Source organism: Paenibacillus sp. SC116 (genome assembly GCF_024733555.1).
Lineage (GTDB): Bacteria > Bacillota > Bacilli > Paenibacillales > Paenibacillaceae > Paenibacillus_B.
In genome coordinates this window covers 122,135-143,119 of record NZ_JANIOF010000002.1, presented here as the reverse complement: position 1 = coordinate 143,119, position 20,985 = coordinate 122,135, and the positions used below count along the sequence as shown (strand labels likewise).

Sequence of the window (20,985 nt, the reverse complement as noted above, 5' to 3'; positions counted from 1 at the left end):
CTAATGAACGAATATATCATTGAGAAACAAACAGGAATGGCCTTCCCACTTAAAAAAGGAGATCTCATTTCTATAATTGATATCAAAGGAAAGCAAGTTGCTGATTTTTTTGCCGTCAACGCCATCGATCATAGGGAGTACTTTTCAGCAGAAGTAACGATAGATTGCAAAGAGTCCCTCCTTATAACGAAGGATGATATTCTATACACCAACTTATATCGGCCGATGTTCACTTTAATCGAAGATGATGTAGGCATCCATGATGTCATGATTCCTTGCTGTAGGAAGGAAATGTACGATCATTTCTTCCATAATGGTGATGGGCATAGCAACTGCTTTGACAATATCAATCAAAATTTGAGTGAGTTCGGTGTCCCTCCTTTTACAACGATACGACCACTGAACGTGTTTATGAATACAAGCGTTACTTCAGACAAGAAGATTGTGATAGACCCTCCTCTATCAAAGCCCGGAGATCGAGTTATATTAAGAGCTGAAATGGATGCTGTCGTTTGTATATCGGCGTGCAGCGTTAGCGAAGGGCCATGCAATGATTGGAAATGCAAACCGATCAAAGTAATGATAGCAAGCGGTAAATAGAATGTCGACATACTGTCACATTGAACATGTGACTATTTGTCATGCCGTAAATGTGATTGTACCAAGCATCATGTCATCTATAAATAGAACGTTTTTGTCACTGTCTGACTTAACAATGTAAGAATTACAGTAAAGGGGTGATAAGCAGAAGAATAACAGGAGTGATGAAAATGAAACTTTCTAATATGAAAACAGGGTTAGCGCTTACTCTATCTACTACTTTATTAATGGGGGCGCTCGCACTCCCTGCTTTTGGTTCTAAGCAAACCCACCATACATCAACACGATATGCGATAGATACGGTGGCTGAATTTAAGAAACAGGGCCCACGGGACCAAGTCAAATCCTTTATCGATCAGTCCGTACAAAGTAAGTTTATTCCGGGAATAATCGCAGGCGGTATGGAGAATGGGAAACGTTGGTCCTATGCTGCAGGTTTAGCTAACTTAGAAGATTCCCTTCCGATGAAGCCCCATTTCACGTTCCGAATCGGCAGTATTACAAAGACATTTGTCGCAGCTGTTATCCTGCAGCTCGCCCAGGAAAATAAGCTAAGTTTGGATGACACAGTAGAAAAGTGGCTGCCAGGGGTCGTTCAGGGCAATGGGTATGACGGCAATAAGGTTAAAATCCGCCAGTTGTTAAACCATACAAGTGGAATTGCAAATTACACAGATAATGATATGCGAGACATTATTATTCCACAAAACCCTTATCGCTACTATACGACTAAAGAGCTTATAGATAGAGGGCTTGCAAAAGAACCTGTATCTGCACCAGGAACGAGTTTTCACTATTCAAATACAAATACCATACTAGCTGGTCTTATTATCGAGAAAGTCACTGGTGAGACTTACGCTGAACAAATAAAGAAACGGTTCATCAAGCCGCTCAAGCTGACAGGAACATCCGTACGTGGCAGTAATCCAAAAATCCCTGGGGAGCATGCCAGAAGTTATAACATGGATCGACTTATGAAGCTATATGACTTGACTGAGTTTAATCCTTCATGGGGAAATGCAGCTGGAGACATGGTTTCAACAGGAGAAGACCTGATCACCTTTATGAGTGCCTTACTAGGTGGGAAACTACTGAATGACGAGATGATGAAGCAGATGCTGACTACTTATGATTCGCCTTTTGGTAAATTTGGACTCGGCATTATTGAGAAGAAACTTTCAAACGGAAAAACGTATTGGATGGCTAGTGGAGGAACACTTGGGTCCACAACAACGGTGGGTGGTCCTCTAGGCGGGGATCATATTTTGGTACTGAACACCAATGCAGTAGGTCCTGAAGTTGATCCGAACCAAGCAACCATTTTTGATAAGGAATTTAGTAATTGATATAGATGGACATTCACACCTTGTTCGTGGGGCTACGACCATTTCTATGAGGAAAACTATATTTCTAACGTTGATCTGAAAGTTGCATTTGCTCTTACTTATTTGAGAAAGAAGAGTATAGCAAATGTAAAGAAGAGGACGGAATGAAAACCGTCCTCTTCTTTTATGTGTTCCCTATGAACATTGGGCTCTCTGAACCACATCCAATAAGGGCTTATTCGGAATATAGTGCAGCGATTTAATATGGCGGATCGTTCGCGTAGCGGCACGCATAACCATAGAGTGAGTCTCTACACGATTACCCGGTAAATAGCGGACTCCCTCTAGAAACTCCCCAGGTGTAATGCCCGTTGCCGCAAAGATAACATCCTCCGTGCCAACCATATCATCCATCGTCAGCACTTTCAGCGGATCATCCATGCCCATAAACTTGCAGCGCTCATAATCCACAGTAGTGGCCGGCATTAAGCGACCTTGAATCTGGCCGCCGAGACACTTGAGCGCAGCAGCTGCAAGTACACCTTCCGGTGCACCGCCTGATCCTACGTACATATCAATGCCTGTCTCAGGAAAGGCAGGCGCCATCGCACCCGCTACGTCTCCATCGCTCAACAGCTTAATACGAGCTCCCATATGGCGCAGCGTCTGAATCATCTCTGCATGTCGCTCACGATCAAGGATCATGACGGTTATTTCTGAAATAGGCTTATTCAAATGCTTTGACGCTTTTTGAAGCGTAACATCGATAGGATCGTCTAATTTTACTTTGTCTACGAGTGCAGGGCCGACAGCCAGCTTCTCCATATAAATATCAGGCGCATGCAGCAAGCAGCCTTTGTTCGCGATGGCGATGACAGATAACGCATTGTTTAGCCCTTTAGCAACGATCTCGGTGCCCTCCAAAGGATCGACAGCCACATCAACCTCTGGACCATCCATGCTTCCGACTCGCTCACCAATATAGAGCATCGGTGCTTCATCCATTTCCCCTTCACCGATAACGACGGTTCCTTGGATCGAGACCGAATCAAACATGGCTCGCATCGCTTGCGTCGCTGCATCATCCGCAGCGTTCTTGTTGCCTCGACCTGTCCATGGAGCGGAAGCCAATGCTGCCAACTCCGTTACTCGCACAATCTCCAAAGATAATTCGCGCTCCATATCGATGCCCCCATTTTAGTCACGATTCATAATCATGCCTGCGGTTTCTTCAATCGCTTTGCCTGTTACATCAATGACCCGACATTCCAGCTTGTTCATTAACTGCTGAGCATAATCTAGTTCTTCTTGGATTCGGTTCAACTGCGCATATTGCGCACCTTCAGGCAAGCCTAACCACTTCAGATGCTCACTGCGTACTCGCTGCAATATGCTCGCGTCCATCATTAGACCAACGATCCGATCGGATGGAATACGGAACAATTCCTCCGGAGGCTTTGCCTCAGGTGCGATAGGAAAATTGGCAACACGCAGCCCTTTATGGGCAAGAACCATACTCAGTGGTGTCTTGGACGTACGAGAAACACCAAGCAGTACGACATCTGCTTCCTCATAGCCTTTGACATACTTGCCATCGTCACAGCGGATAGCAAATTCAATCGCTTCGATTCGACGATAATATTCATCATCGATTTGATACATAAGTCCAGGTTGTCGATGAGGCGAATCATGAAACGTATCGACGAAGGCCTGCATCATAGGCCCAAGGATATCGACGGTTCGCACACCTGCACGAACCCCTTCCATCTTCATCGTTTCTCTTAATTCAGGCTGTACCAACGTGTATGCAATAAATCCACCGGCTTCAGCCGCTTCATCGGCAATACGCCGTATATCGTCTTCGTGCTTAATTTGACCGTATCGAACAATGTTAACTTTTCCATCACCAAACTGCCTTGCTGTCGCCTTCGTCACCGCTTCAGCCGTTTCCCCCGTTGCATCTGAGCAGATGTAGACGACTTGCTTTCGTTGCATTGTCATATGCGAACCCCCATAGTCGTCATATCATTCCGTCCCCGCCATTGACTCCAGCAGATCCGCAAAGATCATCGTCAAATGCTTCCTCGTTAATCTGCCTACCACTTCCGAACGAAGATCACCCTTGCTGTCTTTAACAGCCTTCACAACAGGAACTCCGTCAATATGGTGACGGTTCAACGTCCGCGATGCTTCCAACAAGCTAGCCTCTGGATCTAACGTAATGATGCTGGCTTGTCGCGTCATCGCTGTCACGATAGGCAGTTGGGCTGCCGTCGTTCCACCTGCAAGAAGTACCTTCAACAGATCTTTCCGCGACACAACGCCTGTAAGCAAATCCTCCTCGTCAAGCACGGCAAGACTACCAACATCCTGCATAAAGATCATGACCGCAGCATCTGAGACGGTAGCTGAGTTGCGCACAACTTGCGGCAAGCTCATCACATCTTTTACCCGCAAATCGAGCACTTTCGCGAATTGCGGCATTTCTCGCTGAAGCTTCTTACCAGGGAAGTAGCCGACTTTAGGCTTCGCTTCAACCAAACCCAGCATCGCCAATATCGCTAAGTCTGACCGCAAAGTCGGTCGCGATACACCTAGCATTTCAGCCAACATTTCCCCTGTAATCGGCGCATTGCGCTGGATTAGGGTCAACAACTCATTTTGTCTCGCTGTTAGTTCGATATAAGCTCCTCCTCCACTCTCTATTTTTCACAGCTAGTATCTATATAATCTACATAATTTCATAAATCGTGTCATACTTCAACGCTTCCTTGTTAAATACATCCATTTATATATCTACATGAGAGCCTGATACCATCCATGGTACATTGGTGTATCTCCTGCATGCTTGCTATCAGCCTACAGGAATAGCTTCCTTCTCAACAGCATGCGCAAAGCAAATAAAGTCGTACACACGTGAGGCGTAGGCCCATTCATTGTCATACCACGCCATTAGCTTCACTTGATCGCCCCTGCTCATTATGCTCAAGCCATCAACAATAGCGGACTTATCGTCGCCAATGTAATCGGATGACACCAAAGGAAGCTCCGTATAGCCAAGCACGCTCCCCATCTTCCCTCGCGATTTTATGCGGAAGCTGTCCCGTACCTCGTCAGTTGTCGCTTCTCGACCAAGTTGAACCGTCAGGTCAATCAACGAGACATTCGGTGTAGGAACACGTAACGACACGCCATCAATCGCGTGAGCGAGGTGTGGCAATACTTCTTTGAGAGCCTTACCTACGCCAGTAGAAGTAGGAATAATAGAACTGGTGCAGCTTCTAGCACGTCTTAAATCTTTATGGGGATTATCCAGATGATTCTGGTCGCTCGTATAAGCATGAACCGTCGTCATCCAGCCTTGTTTGACGCCATACTCCGTATCTAATACAGAAAGAACAGGTGCAAGACAATTGGTCGTACAGGAAGCGGTTGAAACAAATACATGCTGGTCTGGATCGTAGCTCTCCTCGTTGACGCCCATTACAATCGTAGCGTCTGCGCCTTTGCCCGGAGCAGTAACAAGTACTCGCTTTGCACCGGCGGCCATATGTTTCTCTGCACCGGCACGGTCGTTAAACTTTCCTGTCGCATCAACGACGAGATCAATATGGTAAGACGCCCAAGGAAGCTTCTCAGGATTACGCTCCGAGATAACGGGAATATAACGCCCATTTACGATCAAACCTAGTTCGTCAGCGTGAACTTCTGCTGCCCATTTGCCATGGACCGAATCATACTGCAGTAAATGCGAAAGAGTTGCTGGTGGAGTCGTCGAGTTGATAACTGCTACTTCTAAAGACTGTGAAGACATCAAAAGTGCTTTCCTGAGAAACAATCGTCCAATTCGGCCCGTACCGCTAACCGCTACACGCATCGCAGATCACTCTTTTCTGTATATTGTACGTATAATGTATAATATATCTTACCATTAATCAATATATAATCATCATAAATAATTATTTAATGTACAATATTTAAAATAAATCGCCTATTAAAGTAGTATAAAAGTCGTATCCATCTTGCATTATTGTTATTGTGATACACAAAAAGGACCCATATTAGCTGCAAACGAAGCTAATTGGACCTGTAATGTGTACTTACCTGCAATCTTTCTTGCGTAACCGTAACTTCTGCACTGTATATTGCCCTTATAACAATAAAAGTGAACGATTAATATTTTTTTCGTATTACAACATATATAATCCAATATTTCACCTATTAGTGATGGCTCGTTATAATCATATTGTTTCTCAAACTAACAGTAAGAAGCGGAGGGAGTAGATAAAAATGAATCATCGAAGAGTAGGTAACAGCGGATTATCCGTAAGCGAGATTGCTTTCGGAAATTGGATTACCCATGGTGCTCAAGTGGACAATGATACGGCTCATGCTTGTGTACGTGCTGCGCTAGATGCAGGCATTACTACATTTGATACCGCAGACGTGTATTCGGATACGAAAGCAGAAGTGGTGCTAAGCCAAGCGCTACAAGGAGTTCGTCGAGAAAGTATCGAGCTGTGTACGAAGGTATATCATCCAACAGGGACTGGTCACAACGATAGAGGACTCTCCCGCAAGCATATTATCGAAGCCTGCCATGCTTCACTAAATAGATTGCAGACCGATTATATCGATGTCTATTATGCTCATCGCTTTGATCCGACAGTGCCCCTTGAAGAAACGTTTTTGGCGTTCTCCGATCTCGTGCGACAAGGCAAAATTTTATATGTCGGAGTAAGCGAGTGGACGGCAGAACAAATATCACAGGGAGCTGCATTGGCACGTGAGTTGAAAGTTCCCCTCATAGCCAGTCAACCACAATATTCGATGTTATGGCGTGTTATTGATGCAGAGGTCGTTCCCGTCTGCGAACGAGAGGGAATCGGGCAAGTAGTCTGGTCACCGCTTGCACAAGGAATTCTATCCGGTAAATATGCACCGGACCAACCGGTACCACAAGGATCGCGTGCATCCACTTCGGCGGGAGCTCCATTTTTCGATCGATTGGTCGGCCAATGGATGCGAACTGAGGTATTACATGCTGTGTCGAGGCTCTCCTCCCTTGCACAGGAGGCTGGATTGACGCTACCGCAACTAGCGATAGCATGGGTACTTCAAAACCCACACGTATCATCCGCTATTATTGGAGCGTCCAAGCCTGAACAAGTCGAGGAAAACGTCAAGGCCGCAGGGGTTCGTCTTGACCCCGACATGTTGATACAAATCGATGATATATTAGATGGTCTAGTTGAACGCGATCCCACTAAAACGGGTTGATAAACGAGTTAATTACAGAGAATTACGTTCAGTACTACTATCGACATTACGATCGATTGCCCGAGAACATATAGCTTCCATGGTCTCAAGAAAGGCCGATAATACAATCTTATCCGTGTCCGTTCTCCAAGCTGCATAAAGCGGAACTGGCGGCGTAGTTTCTACAAACGGACGGAATACAACACCACTACGCTGGAATACGGAAACAGAAGAAGGAACGATGGAAACACCCAGGTTGGCTGCTACCAAGTTTACAATGGTATACATTTGTATAGCTTCTTGTACAACATTAGGGTACACCTCATGTTGTGCGCAAAAACGAATAATGAGATTATGCAGCGGAACCCCCAGATGACGTGGAGATAAGATAAATGGCTCACCTTCCAACGACTTAACGGATAGGTCACGCCGTCTGGCTAACGGATGCTGTTCGGGTAATACAGCAACAAGGGTTTCACTTGTAAACGTACGATATTCAATATTTCTGGCTGGCTCGATGGAACGGAGAAAGCCTACATGAATCGTTCCGTCGAGCAAGGCCTGCTCTTGATGGGCAGAAGTCATTTCTCGTAAAGTAAGCTGTATTTGTGGAAAACGCTCCCGAAAAGCTTTCAGAATATCAACCATTGAATCTCCAGCAGCTGAGTCTACAAACGCAATAATTAGATGTCCCATTATTCCTCTGCTAGCCTGTTGTGTCGCTTTAACCGACCACTCCAATTGCGATAATATCATTTTAGCCTCTTCTAAAAACACAGCTCCCGCAGGTGTAAGACGAACTTGCCTCTTGTTCCGTTCCAACAGCTTTACGCCAAGCTCTGCTTCCAAAGCTTGAATTTGTTGACTAAGAGGTGGCTGTGTCATATTCAATTTTACGGCGGCACGGTTGAAATGAAGTTCTTCTGCCACTGCGATAAAGTACTTTAGTTGTCGTATATCCATCCGCTTACTTCCTTTATCCATAGGATTGTTTCTCTCCCATAAGTATACGAATGCCCCAAGTGAAATGATAGTAAGTATAATAGGGTCTCACGTGCATTATAAAATAACACCAAAACGCGAGATTGCGTTTCGGTGTCAGCTCACACAGCTATCAACTATTTCATATACAATTGCGCCATTTCCACTAACTCTTCTTTCGTTGTCTTGCCTGAAACCGCACTAATCTCATACACATATTGATGTTCAGAATCAGAAGTATCATCAACCCATATAAGTGATGAACCGCTCTGTTCAAACTTGATGTAAAGAAGTTCTACTCCGTTTACCGTCAACACTTCCTGTTTCATTTTGATATCTTCATCCCAATAAGTTGCAGGGATTACATCATCATCTTTATTGTGTTCCCTGATCGTAACCTCTATGACTTTGTCTCTATGTGAGAATGTTGTGCGCATATGAAGTAACTGATCAGAGAACTTTAATGGCATCATGGCATAGTCTTTCTTTGCTAGCTCCGCTTGCTTAAGCAGCCTCTCCGCTATCTCAGCCTTTTCTTCCGGAGTAGGAGGATTCGACAATACTTCTGGCGCATAGAACACTTCCGCAATTCGAAATTTTAACGTTTCATTCAAACTATCTACAATCGGAATGGATTTGTCCTTCATACCAGCTCGAAGATCCGCTATATCGGTATAAGTAAACGGCGTGAACTTCAAATCCAACTCCTTATTCGGATTATGAGGAACGACATAGAAGTAGGCAGCTGAACCTTTCGGCAGTAGCTCCTGCTTTAGCCTCTCACTCGTCCCTGTGCGCATACTCTCTTCTTTACTAGGAATTTGAAAATCAGATTCACTCAATGGCTTAGTCTGATAGACGACTTCACCCTGCTTATTTTTAATAAAATTATATTGAACCATCGCGACAGCCGTTGATGCCGTCAGCAATAATGCTGCTACAATGACAAAGCTTATTCTGTACTTCACCATAAACCGTCGTTTGGGCTGCTGCTCTGCATAAATTCGCTTCATTACTTTTTCAGTCAAGTCGATATCAGGTAGCTGTGGGTTATGAAAAAGTCTTTTCAAGTCTTGATTGTTGTTCCGCGTCAACCGCTCCCACTCCCTTCACTTGCGCATAGTACTTTCGAAATTTTTCAGCCGTACGCTCATATTTTTTTCGAAGACTTGTACTATTCTGATTCAAAATAAAGCTTATCTCCTGATAGTTCTTATCCTCGACACAGCGCAAAATTAATAAGTTCCGCTCTTCCACAGACAATTTCATCATGGCCTTATGTACGAACTCATCAAAATAGTGGGCTTCAATCTGTTGATCCACAGGTTTGTTTTCCTTCTCATCACGATAGAAGAAGGGCAAATACTTCACTAGCTTCCGTTTGCGAATCGCATCAATGCATTGATGGTAAGCAATCTTGTAGATCCATGCACCGAATGGGATTTCCTCGTTGTATTTCTCCAACTTACGGAACGCCTTCAAAAATACCTCTTGTGCAATGTCTTCCGCTTCCGAGTAATTACCTAGCATATGATAACAATAGTGGAAAATCGACTTTTGATAGTGCTTCATAATGAGCTCGAAGTTTTCGATATCACCACTCCGCACATCTGCTATAGCCTGCCGTAACTCAGCATCATCCACGTGCTCATCCCCTTTCACCCTGTACAACGAACGATCCCTACCACAATGTGACATTCAAACGAGAAATTTATAATAAATTTTACGCGAGTAACAAAATAAAGGACATGATTTCAATATAGTTTGTAAATTGGTACTATTTATGTATAAGAGACGGGGGTGAAACGATGAAATTCGATATAGAGCAACTCTACTGGCTGCATAAACCCAATCGATTTACAATCGAAGAAGATAGAATTGAAATGATAACAGAGCCGTATATGCATGCAGCCCTGAGAACTCATCCTTTACTGCCGTCTTTACAGAAATGGAGCTTACGGATTGTAAATGGCTAGCACATAAATAAGTGAGGTGTGTCTTATGAAAGTTACGATTAACGGTACTGCATATGATTATGTTACGAACGTCAAAGACAATGAGCAAATGAGATTGAGCTTCTTTCAACTTGCTAAAGAAACATTCGACCTCAATTTTGAACCGTGGTACCAGAAGGGATATTGGGGAGATCGATACATTACATATGCACTGTTGTCTGGAAATACGGTTGTCTCCAACGTATCTGTTAACGTGATTGATACAACATGGCAAGGGCAGAAACGACGATATATCGGGATCGGAACCGTTATGACTGCGGCTGCCTATCGTCAGAAAGGCTTAAACGGTTGGATAATGAACGAAGTGTTAGATGAGTGGACAGACAAATGCGACGCCATTTTCTTACTGGCTAACGACAGTGTTGTTGATTTTTATCCGAAGTTCGGATTTGAAAGAGCTGATGAATACGAATACAAGATGATGAACATTCAGCCTTCCAGTACCACTGTAAGAAAGCTGGATATGGATTCTGCGCAGGATGTTGATTTGCTGCTTGATTGTTATAAATACGGCAATCCGTTTTCCGCACTGCCGATCGAAAACAACACAGAACTTCTTATGTTTTATTGTACGGAGCTGCTGAACAACAATATCTATTATGTAGATTCGTACGATGCCATTGTCATCGCGGGACAAGAGGACGAGCAGTTGATTTGCTACGATATTTTCTCTAAGGGAAATGAGAACATAGAAAATATAGTAAGCGCAGTTGCTGAGGAACATACGAAGCTAGCTGTCCTTAGATTTACGCCAAAGCAAACGGAGCAATGTACGATTGAACCTTTACATGAAGAAGATACAACCCTCTTTGTGTTAAGCAGCAAAGAAAACCCATTTGCTAGTAACAAACTAATGATTCCTATGCTAGCTCGTGCGTAATAGCGGCATACAAAAGGCCGATCAAGAAGCACCACGCTGCCTTGACCGGCCTTGCCTAATTGTTTATTCTGCTTCCGATACAACCGTGAAGCGTGCATTTTCATGCTGCGGCTGCTCGCTTTCATCTACGATCGCAATCGCATAGTCCGCGTAGCTGACGTAGCTATCGCCTTTTGCATTTACAAGCAAGTTGTCCTTACCTGCTTGGTAAGCGCCTGTACGCTTGCCGTCTGGATTAAAGAACGCCGATGGGCTTACAAATGTCCAACGAATACCGGAAGCATTCTTCAAGTCTTCTAAGTTCTTCGCTTGGTTAAACGCTGTTGCCTTATACTCTTCCGGGAAATTGGGCGTATCAACGACACGCAACGTCTTTGCTTCATCTACGTAAAGACTGCCCGCTCCACCGACCACGATTAAACGAGTATTTGGCGCCCCTTTCATTGCTGCGATTAGCACTTGTCCTGCTTCTACATGAAGATGCTCTTCTCCTGGAACAGCCCCAAATGCATTCACGACTACGTCAAACTGGCTAAGATCTTGTGCGGTTAATTCAAATATATCTCGCTCCAGCACAGCCAATTGTGTATCTACTACTTTGCTCGCATTGCGGACGATAGCCGTCACCTGATGTCCTCTAGATACAGCCTCTTTTGCAATAAATGCACCTGCTTTGCCGCTTGCTCCGATAATTGCTATTTTCATTTCTCTTACCTCCTGAGTAGAATAATTAAAATCCATAACCTATAAAAATCAGATCCATACGAAAGGGATGTTCGTGTTTCATTCGTTTTGTTGTAACTATAATAGTTACAACATGTTTGTAAAAAAAGCGCCATTACTCCACTGCGCTCTTTGTCTTGATTTCATTTGCCAGCACTTCGACGAGTTCTTTCATCGTTACAGCTGCCAAGACACCTTCCATTGCATCCTGTGCCTTTAGCAGCATAAGCTGCAGCACCGTCTGAATGTTAGCGCCAACGGGGCAGGATGGATTCGGTTGATCGTGTACATGAAATAGCTTTCCCTCTTCAACGACATCGACCGCTCGATATACATCCAGCAGTGTAATCTCATTTAGCTCTCGCGCCAGTGTAGCTCCGCCGCTGCCAGCACGAACGTTCACAAGTCCAGCTTTCTTCAAATAGCCGAGTATTCTGCGAATAATAACCGGATTCGTTCCGACGCTGCCAGCGATCCACTCCGACGTATGGTGCTCATTAGGATTAATAGCCAGCAAGGACAGGATGTGTACCCCGACTGAGAACCTGCTGCTAATTTGCATTGCGTAACACCCTTTCGTTGTAACCATTATAGTTACATCTTGATTCGTTTGTCAACTCTACTACGATCATCTTACCATATCCATCATTCAGCATACCGCTCTATGTATGAATTGTCGTCAAGACAACTAGCTTACCCACATGTATGAAAATAAAAAAGGAATGAACAAAGTACACTTCTTCATACTCCGTTCATTCCCTGTATTCGATATTACTCAGCTATATCTCACTTTCCCTACACTCTGCTTATATCGCTTATTTCTTCGTTAAACCCTCATAAATCGTCTTAATATTCCACTCCATCATCTTGATGTACGTGTCACCATCTTCACCTGGCTTGCCAAGTGAATCCGTAAATACTTTGCCGACGATTGGCACATCCGTTTCACGCGACACCATTTCCATACTGCGCGGATCGATGCTCGTCTCCACGAACAATGCCGGAATCTTTTGCTCTCTAATCAAGTCAACGATTGCACTTACTTGATCCGGTGTCCCTTGATTTTCCGAGTTAATTTCCCAGATGTAGCCTGCATGGAAATCGTAAGCTTCACTAAAGTATTTAAACGCGCCTTCACTTGTAACAAGTACACGTTTTTCTTTTGGAATTTGATTGTACTGCTTTACCGCATCCTCATGAAGCATGTTAAGCTTGTCAATATAATCTTTAGCGTTCTTCTCATACGCTGCCTTGTGAGCAGGATCAACCTTGATCAAAGCATCGCGAGCGTTCTCCGCATACTTGATGCCATTACGGACATCGAGCCATGCATGCGGATCTTCTTCGCTTTCTTTGCCTTTGGTCGTCAAATGCTTAGCCGCTACCCCTTCACTAAGGCGGAACACAGGAGCATTTTCACCTGACTTCCCAGCCGTTTGCAGTAAATTCTCGAACCAAGAGTTACCCGCTTCTAGATTAAGCCCGTTATAGAACACGGCATCAGCATCCGTTGTTTTTTGAACATCGGCAGGCAACGGATCATATTCATGCGGATTCGAACCGATAGGCGCAAGACTATGTATCTCTACACGTTCACCCCCGACTTGTTGAACGATGTCATACAAGATGGAGTACGTCGTGATGACTTGCAGCTTACCGTTATCCGGTTTTTCCCCAGATGTCTTATCGTTTGTATTACCACAGGCTGCCAGCATTACCATGGTAAGAAGAAGGACAAGTACTAAATTCCACTTTTTCATAACTAAACTCCTCTACTATGAAAGTTGAGCCCGCTTTTGACGCGCCCGTACTGATTTCCACACAATTCCGTGTTTGCGAGAGAACAGAAAAGCTAGTATAAAGAAAGCCGTTGCGACCATAACAATCGTAGCACCAGACGCCAAATTGTAAGTAAAGCTAAAGTAAAGACCTACAATGGAAGACATCATTCCGAAGAATCCAGCCAAGCACAGCATCATCCATAGCCGATCCGTGAGCAGATAAGCCGTTGCCGCAGGTGTAATGAGCATCGCCACAACGAGAATAATGCCTACCGTTTGCAAAGAAGCTACTGTAACCAGCGTCAACAGTGTCATAAGCAAATAATGAATGAGCTTATTCGGCAATCCATATGCCGCCGCGATCGTTGGATCGAATGACGTGAGCAACAGCTCTTTGAAAAAGGCATATACCGTAATGAGCACAACGACTCCAATGCCCACTGTTAACCACATGTCAGAAGGACGTACCGCTAGCACATTACCGAATAAAATGTGATACAAATCCGTGCTGCTCTTTAGCATCGTGACGAGAATGATACCAAGTGCAAAAGCAGACGTGAACAAAATGCCGATTGCCGTATCATTCTTGATTCGACTATTTTGACTAACAAATCCAATGCCCACCGCTGTAAGAACACCCGTAGCAACCGCACCGATAAAGAAGTGGATCCCGAACGCATAAGAGAGTGCGACCCCAGGCAGTACCGCGTGAGAAATGGCATCTCCCATGAGGGACATTCCCCGCAAAATAATAAAGCTACCGATTACGCCGCAAATAATGCCCACGACAACAGATGTAAACAATGCCTTTTGCAAAAACTCATATTGTTGAATCGCTTGTAGAAAATCAATCATAATGCCACCTCCGCTTCCTGCAAGAATCTGAGTTGATGCGCGTACGCTCTGGACATGACCTCTTGATTAAGAACCGACTCGACATCGCCGTACTTCACTAGCTCCTTGTTCAGCAAGAGCAGCTGATCAAAGTAATCTTTCGCCTTGCTCAAATCATGATGAACAACAACGATGGTCTTCCCTTGCTGCTGTAATTCCTTCAGGATATTTACAATCGTTTCTTCGCTGGCTACATCAATCCCGACAAAAGGCTCGTCTAGCAGCAACAATTCTGGCTGTTGAACTAACGCGCGCGCTAGAAATACACGTTGTTGCTGCCCACCTGATAACTCCCCAATTTGACGGTCCCGATAGTCCTCAAGTCCAACCTTCCTCAAGCATTCCAGTGCTAATGCTTTCTCCTTCTTCCGAGGAAACTTGAACAGTCCAAGGCTAGGGTAAGTTCCGATTAGAACGGTATCCATCACCGTAATCGGAAATGTCCAGTCTATATTGCTGCGCTGTGGAACATAAGCAATCTTCTTTCTTATTTCCTCTGGATCTTTGCCAAAAAATCGAACCGATCCCTTGTCTTTCGGAAGCAGCCCAAGTAAAGCTTTGACTAACGTGGATTTCCCCGCACCGTTCGGACCAATGATCCCCACCATACTGCCCTGCTCGATGGAGAACGATACATCTCGTACAGCTTCATTACCGTGGTAAGAGACATGAAGTTCTTTTACTGTGATAGCCTTTTCCATACCTGTTTCTCCTCTCGAAAATTTCTCGCTAACATCCGCTCTACACCATAAATCGAGTACCGTCATAACCTGTTTTGCAACGTTCTATATGAATGTGGTTAACAACAAAATAGTTTGTTCTAGTTAAATAATATGCATTGATTTAAAAATGTTTCCCTTGTACAACAAATTAAACGAAGAACCCCCTTCTGTCAATCCTATTTTTCCACTTCTTGCTTTCTCAAAGCTGACAATTCTCCCCTTAAACGCATTACATTCCTAGCTTTATAGGCTTTTTCGCATACAAAAAAGACACTTGAGCCATTCAGCCCTCGTGTCTTCATGAACCTAGTTTACAAGCACTTGTATTGATCGTACTATCAAATTAATAGGTAAGCATGTCTTTTAAAATTATGTAATCCCATTCTCGTGAAATGAGGTGCTAACTATGAGTGAACAGTTGCAGCAAGTGAATGGAATAACCATATGTACGGAAGGGTTCGGCGATCCGACTAATCCTGCCGTATTGCTCATTATGGGTTCGATGTGTTCGATGGTGTATTGGGACGAACAATTCTGCCAAGGCCTAGCGGATTCAGGCCGATTTGTTATTCGATACGATAATCGAGACGTGGGGCGATCCACTACCTATGAGCCTGGCACCTCCAATTATAGTTTGACCGATTTAGCCGATGATGCGATTGGCGTACTCGATGCTTATGGTATCAAGCAATCGCATATCGTTGGACTATCTATGGGGGGATTAATAGCACAGATCATTGCAGTAAGACATCCTCAAAGAGCATTGACGATAACCCCGATCGCATCTTGCACTATTTTTGAATCTAATGATACTAGCAAAGAATACCCTCCAATAGACGAGAACATTATTGCCTATCATGCTAATAGTGCAACCTTAGACTGGTCTGATGAACAAGCTGTTGCAGATTACTTAGTTGGGGGATCTGCGTTGCTCTGCGGTTCCAAGCATGTCTTTGAGAAGGAGCGTGCTTACAAGCAAGTTACTCAAGAAATTAAACGCGCCAACCATTTGCTCAGCATGTTTAACCATGCTTTGCTCGCTAGCAATTCCTATGAAGGAAGCTTAAGTGATATCCATATCCCTACTCTGGTTATCCACGGTGACGAGGATCAAGTGAACCATTATGATTATGCGTTAATGCTTGTTAATGAAATCCCAAATGCTGCATTACTGACATTGAAAGGCACCGGCCATGAGCTACATGCCGGCGATTGGGAAGAGGTCATTCATGCGATTGTAGAGCATACCTCAACCATAGAGGCATGATAATGGCATAACTACTCCAGCTGATATAAGGGTTACATTCGAACTTAGAGGCGGAACGTAACCCTTTTGATACAAAAGACTAACCATGAAGTAACAGCAATTATTGCGATTGCTACGTCTGCCGCTGCTTCGCCAGTTGCTGCTCTGCGAGACGAATCAATTCACGCACCATCGAGCCGCCAATCTTCCCACCAATTTGTCCGGCCGACTCAGTCGTTAATTCACCATTCGCACCTTGCTGCAACGGAATACCCAACTCTTTTGCCACTTCAAACTTCACATCATCCGGTCGATTCGGATCAACCGCATAACCTTCATTCCGCATCACTTCCGCTTTGAAGGTTTGTAACGCTTGTCCCACTCCTGGCACTGCATACTTTCGGTTCCGTCTTCTTGCCATTGTAGTCCACTCCTTCAACTTCAACATGCCTTTCAATAACTTGCCCGAGTACAACCTAATCATCCCTTGGCTACGCAGACAGATTCTGAAAATGAGCACTCCTAAAGGAATAACACGGAATTATAGCGAAGTTCTTTGTATGATAAAAAAACGGATAGAAAATAAAACCACCTATAAAAATATCGTCATCATTTTTATCTTTTTGGGCATTATGCTCGGTCTACGTTGGGTTTGGTCTGAACTTTTTTTCCCTGATACCGATCACCCTCGTCCTGTTAATGGAATACTGGATATGCGTGGCTTGGATTTAGAGAAATATGACACGATCCCTTTGGATGGAGAGTGGCAGTTCTACCCTGAAACCTTTATTTCTTATCAGGATATATCGAGGGTGAAAACAAAGCCCCATTCTATTCAAGTACCGGGAGATTGGAGCAGCCTACTTGCTAACGAGTCAGCGTCTTCGTTAGGGTACGGTACTTATCGGATGCGGATTTTAATCGATCCGTTGAAGGAGCCCATTTCTTTTTGGATGCAGGGCATACAAGCGTCATCTACTGCGGAGATAAATGGTGTAGTCGCCGCGCAAGTGGGACAACCATCCGCTCAGGCCAATGAATATATACCTGAAAGCACTTCCTATACAGCCACTTATGCGGTTAAAGGTGCGGATGAAATCGAACTGCTCATTCGCGTAGCCAATTATGATAATCCATATAAAGGCGGGATCGTACGCTCCATTCGATTTGGCTCTCTGGCAGCCATTGACCACGTCCGTTGGTATTCGATCGGATTCCAACTCGTGGCCTTTATCATCGTACTGCTACATAGTTTATATGCGGGCATTATCTATTTATTTAACCGTAAAGAGCGATTGCTGCTGAACTTCGGTTTGTTAACGTTAATGGTAGGGATAACGATTGTTGTGGATAGAGATAACCTGCTTATGTTATGGGTACCAATTATGAATTATACATGGGCGCTGAAGATTAAGCTGATTGCTTACTTATGGCTTTCCTTCTTTATTTTAGCTCTGTTCAATTCATTCTTTTTGATTTCACGAAAGATCATATGGCTGCGCATATATACAGCGGCTCTTATTGCATACTCTGGATTTATATTGATGGCCAACGCTCCACTCGTCCATAGTTCAGTAGAATGGGGTATTTATTATGCCTTCTATTTGTTACCGCTAGCTAGTTTTATTTATTTACTTATAGTCAAAGTTTTTCAAAAGAAAGATGACGACACGATCTTTTTATTGTTCTCTGCAGCAAGCATGCTGTCAGGAGCCATATGGTCGATGATTAATTCAAATGTCAACGTTACGGTCGTTTATTATCCAATCGATATGATTGCAGCACTCACCAGCTTCTCCGCTTACTGGTTTAAACAATATTTTCGTCATACCGAGGAAAATAAAAAGCTAACTGAGCAGCTAAAAGAAGCAGACAAACGTAAGGATGAGTTTCTGACCAATACATCGCATGAGCTGAGAACGCCCTTGCACGGCATTATGAATATCGCTCAGACCGTCGTAACCAAAGAAAAAGCCAAGATGAATGAGCGCAGCGTGAAAGATATGGAGCTGCTCATTACGATTAGCCGACGTATGTCCTATACGCTTAATGATCTTCTCGATGTCGCCCAACTTCAGGAACATCGTATTACACTTCATAGGGAATCATTACACATTCAGTCTATCATTCCTGGTGTTATCGGTATGTTATCCTACATGACCGAAGGTAAGCCTGTTCAATTGAAGATGGATATTGAGAATTCAATTCCACTCGTAATCGCTGATGAGAAAAGGCTGGTGCAAATTTTGTACAATCTCCTTCATAATGCGCTCAAATTTACAAGTGAAGGCACTGTCTCTGTCTCTGCTGAGGTTCAAGATGGGCATATCATGATCCATGTTTCCGATACCGGCATCGGCATGAACAATCATACACAAGCAAAGGTGTTTCAACGTTATGAACAAGGTGCTGATGGCATAAATGACGGGAGAGGAATCGGACTCGGATTAAACATTTGCAAGCAGCTGGTTGAATTGCATGGCAGTGCATTGACTGTTCGTTCTGAGCTTGGCAAAGGGTCTGTATTCAGCTTTGGTTTACCGATATCGGAAAGCGTTTCGAGTCAGCCATTTTCACAGGATAACCTTCGAAACATGGAAGCAATGGAACCAAACGTAGTAGAAGCAGAGACAACCGGGTTTATGCTGCCAAACGCTGCAATCGCGGAAATGGCTGCAAATACACTTGTACCACCGCTATTGAATGATGGAAAGCTCAATATTCTTGCCGTAGATGATGATCCAGTGAATTTAAGTGTACTTGTCGGCATCCTTTCCACAGAACCTTATCACATCACAACTGCGCACTCCGCACAAGAGGTAATGGAACAGCTGGGCACACAGCAATGGGATTTGTTGATAGCTGATGTGATGATGCCGAACATGTCTGGCTATGAATTAACGCAAAGAGTAAGGGAGCAATATTCAGTCTCAGAGCTTCCCGTTCTATTGTTGACTGCACGCAGCCAGCCTGCCGACATTTACACGGGGTTCTTGTCTGGTGCCAATGACTATGTAACTAAGCCTGTTGACGCTCTGGAACTGAAATACCGGATTCGAGCATTAACGATGCTGAAACAGTCCATCCATGATCGGTTACGGATGGAAGCCGCCTATCTTCAGGCGCAAATACATCCTCATTTTCTGTTCAATACACTGAACTCCATTATGGCACTCAGTGATATCGACACGGAGAAAATGCGCGATGTTGGCGAAGCATTCGCATCGTATTTACGCATTAGCTTTGATTTTTTAAATACAGGCAAGCTGGTTGACCTTACTCATGAATTAGAGCTTGTGGAAGCCTACCTATATATTGAAAAAGCGCGATTTGAAGATAGACTGTCCATCGTGTGGGAAGTTGAGCCGAACATCCATTTACGGCTCCCTCCGCTCTCGATCCAGCCGATCGTTGAAAATGCCGTTAAGCACGGCGTCCTTAGCCAAGTGAGAGGCGGAACGATTCATATTCGAATTGCACGTCAAAGCGGCTACACCCTTATTGAAATAAAGGATAATGGCAAAGGCATAGAACAGGAGAAAGTTGTAGCACTATTGAACCCAACAATGAAAGGAAAAGCTGGAATTGGCGTCTCTAATACGAATCGTCGGTTGATTCAAATGTATGGTCAGGGTCTATCTATTGTCAGCAAACTTGGTGAAGGAACAACGGTATCCTTCATTATTTCCGATAGTCATATGAAAAGGCCATCCCCCTAAAGGGATGGCCTTTCACTATGACTAACTATACTAACTTTAAGATCGTGATGGACGCGCTCGTTACCGGAGTTGCCACGGCGCCTCCACCAATATTGTTAAGAAGTGTCACCGTACCCGTAGTGTCAATCCGATTCAGCGTCAGAACCGTGCCCGCTGATAATGGAGTTACAACCTGACCTGTATATGGTTGATTGCCAGCTGATGAACCATAGTTACTGCAACCAACTCTAACGGCAGGCGCTGGCCCGCCTCCATCTGGATCAGCGAATAGTGCGAATGCCGAGTTTCCTGGGTTAGGGAATACTTCCCATGTTATTAGATATATTCCTCCTTGCACAATTGTGATATCTGATGGAGGTGTAAAGGTGACACCAGTAGTAATTGCATTGGCAAGTTCAAATTGAACGGCTCCTCCTTGAGCGCCAGGGGCAGGGGCTGCCGCGATGGTCTGTTCCAACGAACTGCAAAGGAAAGCGAAGGTCGCGATACCACCAGGAGGCCCGGGTACACCAGTTGCTCCTGGTGGACCTTGGATGCCTTGTGCGCCTGTTGCTCCTGGTGGCCCTTGAACACCTTGTGCTCCCGTTGCTCCAGAAGGCCCTTGAATACCTTGTGCTCCCGTTGCTCCAGGGGGTCCTTGAACACCTTGAACGCCTTGTGGGCCTGCTGGGCCCTGTGGCCCCGTTGCTCCAGGCGGGCCTGGAACTGCAGGAGCTACTACATTAACTTTAATTTTTGGCCGTGGGCATACTACACGCACATTTTTTTGATACATTTGCACTTTAATTTAGAACGAAAAATCTTCAACCTCTTTTTCTTAAGTCTTTTCCTTACGTCGAA

At 44.4% G+C, this 20,985-nt stretch carries 20 protein-coding genes and 1 pseudogene; 7 read left to right on the top strand and 14 right to left on the bottom strand.

Annotated elements, in window-relative coordinates:
• The first annotated feature begins 3 nt into the window (after window positions 1–3).
• A complete protein-coding gene (locus NQ117_RS12410) occupies window positions 4–600 on the top strand; it encodes an urea carboxylase-associated family protein (protein ID WP_258278352.1) in 597 nt (198 codons plus the stop codon).
• Window positions 601–914: 314 nt separating this feature from the next.
• Window positions 915–1,946: pseudogene (locus NQ117_RS12405) on the top strand (serine hydrolase domain-containing protein); the annotation flags it as partial.
• A 174-nt stretch (window positions 1,947–2,120) separates the two neighbouring features.
• Here NQ117_RS12405 and glpX read toward each other — a convergent pair.
• The 4 genes from glpX to gap all read right to left on the bottom strand — a co-directional run bounded on the left by glpX (window position 2,121) and on the right by gap (window position 5,802).
• Window positions 2,121–3,107, bottom strand: a complete 987-nt coding sequence (gene glpX / locus NQ117_RS12400) for a class II fructose-bisphosphatase (RefSeq protein WP_258278351.1) — start codon at window positions 3,105–3,107, stop codon at window positions 2,121–2,123.
• Window positions 3,108–3,122: 15 nt separating this feature from the next.
• Entirely contained in the window at window positions 3,123–3,926 is an 804-nt protein-coding gene (locus tag NQ117_RS12395) for a pyruvate, water dikinase regulatory protein (protein ID WP_258278350.1), read from the bottom strand.
• Between the two features lie 24 nt (window positions 3,927–3,950).
• A complete protein-coding gene (locus tag NQ117_RS12390; protein ID WP_309137880.1) occupies window positions 3,951–4,607 on the bottom strand; it encodes a CBS domain-containing protein in 657 nt (218 codons plus the stop codon).
• Window positions 4,608–4,779: 172 nt separating this feature from the next.
• Entirely contained in the window at window positions 4,780–5,802 is a 1,023-nt protein-coding gene (gene gap / locus NQ117_RS12385; protein WP_258278349.1) for a type I glyceraldehyde-3-phosphate dehydrogenase, read from the bottom strand.
• Between the two features lie 413 nt (window positions 5,803–6,215).
• On the opposite strand from gap, the gene NQ117_RS12380 reads away from it, so the two are divergent.
• Complete coding sequence (locus tag NQ117_RS12380) at window positions 6,216–7,205, top strand: aldo/keto reductase family protein (RefSeq protein WP_258278348.1); 990 nt, start codon at window positions 6,216–6,218, stop codon at window positions 7,203–7,205.
• A gap of 12 nt (window positions 7,206–7,217) precedes the next feature.
• Here NQ117_RS12380 and NQ117_RS12375 read toward each other — a convergent pair whose 3' ends face one another.
• From NQ117_RS12375 to NQ117_RS12365, 3 genes are all read right to left on the bottom strand, one after another.
• On the bottom strand, window positions 7,218–8,147 hold the full coding sequence (locus NQ117_RS12375) for a LysR substrate-binding domain-containing protein (RefSeq protein ID WP_258278347.1): 930 nt from the start codon (window positions 8,145–8,147) through the stop codon (window positions 7,218–7,220).
• Between the two features lie 155 nt (window positions 8,148–8,302).
• Window positions 8,303–9,259, bottom strand: coding sequence for a hypothetical protein (locus tag NQ117_RS12370; protein ID WP_258278346.1), 957 nt, complete (start codon window positions 9,257–9,259; stop codon window positions 8,303–8,305).
• On the bottom strand, window positions 9,216–9,809 hold the full coding sequence (locus NQ117_RS12365) for an RNA polymerase sigma factor (protein WP_258278345.1): 594 nt from the start codon (window positions 9,807–9,809) through the stop codon (window positions 9,216–9,218). The genes NQ117_RS12370 and NQ117_RS12365 overlap by 44 nt, the downstream gene beginning before the upstream one ends.
• Window positions 9,810–9,973: 164 nt before the next feature.
• Here NQ117_RS12365 and NQ117_RS12360 point away from each other — a divergent pair, with 164 nt between their 5' ends.
• Both NQ117_RS12360 and NQ117_RS12355 read left to right on the top strand, forming a co-directional pair.
• Window positions 9,974–10,141: a hypothetical protein gene (locus NQ117_RS12360; protein ID WP_258278344.1), complete on the top strand. Its 168-nt coding sequence runs from the start codon at window positions 9,974–9,976 to the stop codon at window positions 10,139–10,141.
• A 25-nt stretch (window positions 10,142–10,166) separates the two neighbouring features.
• Window positions 10,167–11,060, top strand: coding sequence for a GNAT family N-acetyltransferase (locus NQ117_RS12355; protein ID WP_258278343.1), 894 nt, complete (start codon window positions 10,167–10,169; stop codon window positions 11,058–11,060).
• Between the two features lie 63 nt (window positions 11,061–11,123).
• Here NQ117_RS12355 and NQ117_RS12350 read toward each other — a convergent pair whose 3' ends face one another.
• From NQ117_RS12350 to NQ117_RS12330, 5 genes are all read right to left on the bottom strand, one after another.
• A complete protein-coding gene (locus NQ117_RS12350; RefSeq protein ID WP_258278342.1) occupies window positions 11,124–11,765 on the bottom strand; it encodes an NAD(P)-dependent oxidoreductase in 642 nt (213 codons plus the stop codon).
• 133 nt (window positions 11,766–11,898) lie between these two features.
• Complete coding sequence (locus NQ117_RS12345) at window positions 11,899–12,345, bottom strand: Rrf2 family transcriptional regulator (protein ID WP_258278341.1); 447 nt, start codon at window positions 12,343–12,345, stop codon at window positions 11,899–11,901.
• Window positions 12,346–12,598: 253 nt separating this feature from the next.
• The gene (locus NQ117_RS12340; RefSeq protein WP_258278340.1) at window positions 12,599–13,543 is read right to left on the bottom strand and encodes a metal ABC transporter substrate-binding protein; all 945 of its coding nucleotides are present in this window, start codon (window positions 13,541–13,543) and stop codon (window positions 12,599–12,601) included.
• A gap of 15 nt (window positions 13,544–13,558) precedes the next feature.
• On the bottom strand, window positions 13,559–14,416 hold the full coding sequence (locus NQ117_RS12335; protein ID WP_258278694.1) for a metal ABC transporter permease: 858 nt from the start codon (window positions 14,414–14,416) through the stop codon (window positions 13,559–13,561).
• Complete coding sequence (locus tag NQ117_RS12330) at window positions 14,416–15,159, bottom strand: metal ABC transporter ATP-binding protein (protein WP_258278339.1); 744 nt, start codon at window positions 15,157–15,159, stop codon at window positions 14,416–14,418. The genes NQ117_RS12335 and NQ117_RS12330 overlap by 1 nt, the downstream gene beginning before the upstream one ends.
• A gap of 427 nt (window positions 15,160–15,586) precedes the next feature.
• On the opposite strand from NQ117_RS12330, the gene mle reads away from it, so the two are divergent.
• Window positions 15,587–16,447, top strand: coding sequence for an alpha/beta fold macrolide esterase (gene mle / locus NQ117_RS12325; RefSeq protein ID WP_258278338.1), 861 nt, complete (start codon window positions 15,587–15,589; stop codon window positions 16,445–16,447).
• Window positions 16,448–16,559: 112 nt separating this feature from the next.
• Here mle and NQ117_RS12320 read toward each other — a convergent pair whose 3' ends face one another.
• Window positions 16,560–16,847, bottom strand: a complete 288-nt coding sequence (locus NQ117_RS12320) for an alpha/beta-type small acid-soluble spore protein (protein WP_258278337.1) — start codon at window positions 16,845–16,847, stop codon at window positions 16,560–16,562.
• Between the two features lie 139 nt (window positions 16,848–16,986).
• On the opposite strand from NQ117_RS12320, the gene NQ117_RS12315 reads away from it, so the two are divergent.
• The gene (locus tag NQ117_RS12315) at window positions 16,987–20,145 is read left to right on the top strand and encodes a hybrid sensor histidine kinase/response regulator (RefSeq protein ID WP_258278336.1); all 3,159 of its coding nucleotides are present in this window, start codon (window positions 16,987–16,989) and stop codon (window positions 20,143–20,145) included.
• 25 nt (window positions 20,146–20,170) lie between these two features.
• On the opposite strand, the gene NQ117_RS24050 is transcribed toward NQ117_RS12315, so the two are convergent.
• The gene (locus NQ117_RS24050; protein WP_309137873.1) at window positions 20,171–20,920 is read right to left on the bottom strand and encodes a collagen-like protein; all 750 of its coding nucleotides are present in this window, start codon (window positions 20,918–20,920) and stop codon (window positions 20,171–20,173) included.
• Between the last annotated feature and the right edge of the window lie 65 nt (window positions 20,921–20,985).

What these genes read in the sequence shown, in the direction of transcription:
- glpX (WP_258278351.1), bottom strand. Translation starts at nt 3,107, where the DNA reads ATGGAGCGCGAATTATCTTTGGAGATTGTGCGAGTAACGGAGTTGGCA.
- gap (WP_258278349.1), bottom strand. Translation starts at nt 5,802, where the DNA reads ATGCGTGTAGCGGTTAGCGGTACGGGCCGAATTGGACGATTGTTTCTC.
- NQ117_RS12395 (WP_258278350.1), bottom strand. Translation starts at nt 3,926, where the DNA reads ATGACAATGCAACGAAAGCAAGTCGTCTACATCTGCTCAGATGCAACG.
- NQ117_RS12375 (WP_258278347.1), bottom strand. Translation starts at nt 8,147, where the DNA reads ATGGATATACGACAACTAAAGTACTTTATCGCAGTGGCAGAAGAACTT.
- NQ117_RS12315 (WP_258278336.1), top strand. Translation starts at nt 16,987, where the DNA reads ATGATAAAAAAACGGATAGAAAATAAAACCACCTATAAAAATATCGTC.
- NQ117_RS12340 (WP_258278340.1), bottom strand. Translation starts at nt 13,543, where the DNA reads ATGAAAAAGTGGAATTTAGTACTTGTCCTTCTTCTTACCATGGTAATG.
- NQ117_RS12345 (WP_258278341.1), bottom strand. Translation starts at nt 12,345, where the DNA reads ATGCAAATTAGCAGCAGGTTCTCAGTCGGGGTACACATCCTGTCCTTG.
- mle (WP_258278338.1), top strand. Translation starts at nt 15,587, where the DNA reads ATGAGTGAACAGTTGCAGCAAGTGAATGGAATAACCATATGTACGGAA.
- NQ117_RS12355 (WP_258278343.1), top strand. Translation starts at nt 10,167, where the DNA reads ATGAAAGTTACGATTAACGGTACTGCATATGATTATGTTACGAACGTC.
- NQ117_RS12410 (WP_258278352.1), top strand. Translation starts at nt 4, where the DNA reads ATGAACGAATATATCATTGAGAAACAAACAGGAATGGCCTTCCCACTT.
- NQ117_RS12320 (WP_258278337.1), bottom strand. Translation starts at nt 16,847, where the DNA reads ATGGCAAGAAGACGGAACCGAAAGTATGCAGTGCCAGGAGTGGGACAA.
- NQ117_RS24050 (WP_309137873.1), bottom strand. Translation starts at nt 20,920, where the DNA reads ATGTATCAAAAAAATGTGCGTGTAGTATGCCCACGGCCAAAAATTAAA.
- NQ117_RS12360 (WP_258278344.1), top strand. Translation starts at nt 9,974, where the DNA reads ATGAAATTCGATATAGAGCAACTCTACTGGCTGCATAAACCCAATCGA.
- NQ117_RS12380 (WP_258278348.1), top strand. Translation starts at nt 6,216, where the DNA reads ATGAATCATCGAAGAGTAGGTAACAGCGGATTATCCGTAAGCGAGATT.
- NQ117_RS12350 (WP_258278342.1), bottom strand. Translation starts at nt 11,765, where the DNA reads ATGAAAATAGCAATTATCGGAGCAAGCGGCAAAGCAGGTGCATTTATT.
- NQ117_RS12330 (WP_258278339.1), bottom strand. Translation starts at nt 15,159, where the DNA reads ATGGAAAAGGCTATCACAGTAAAAGAACTTCATGTCTCTTACCACGGT.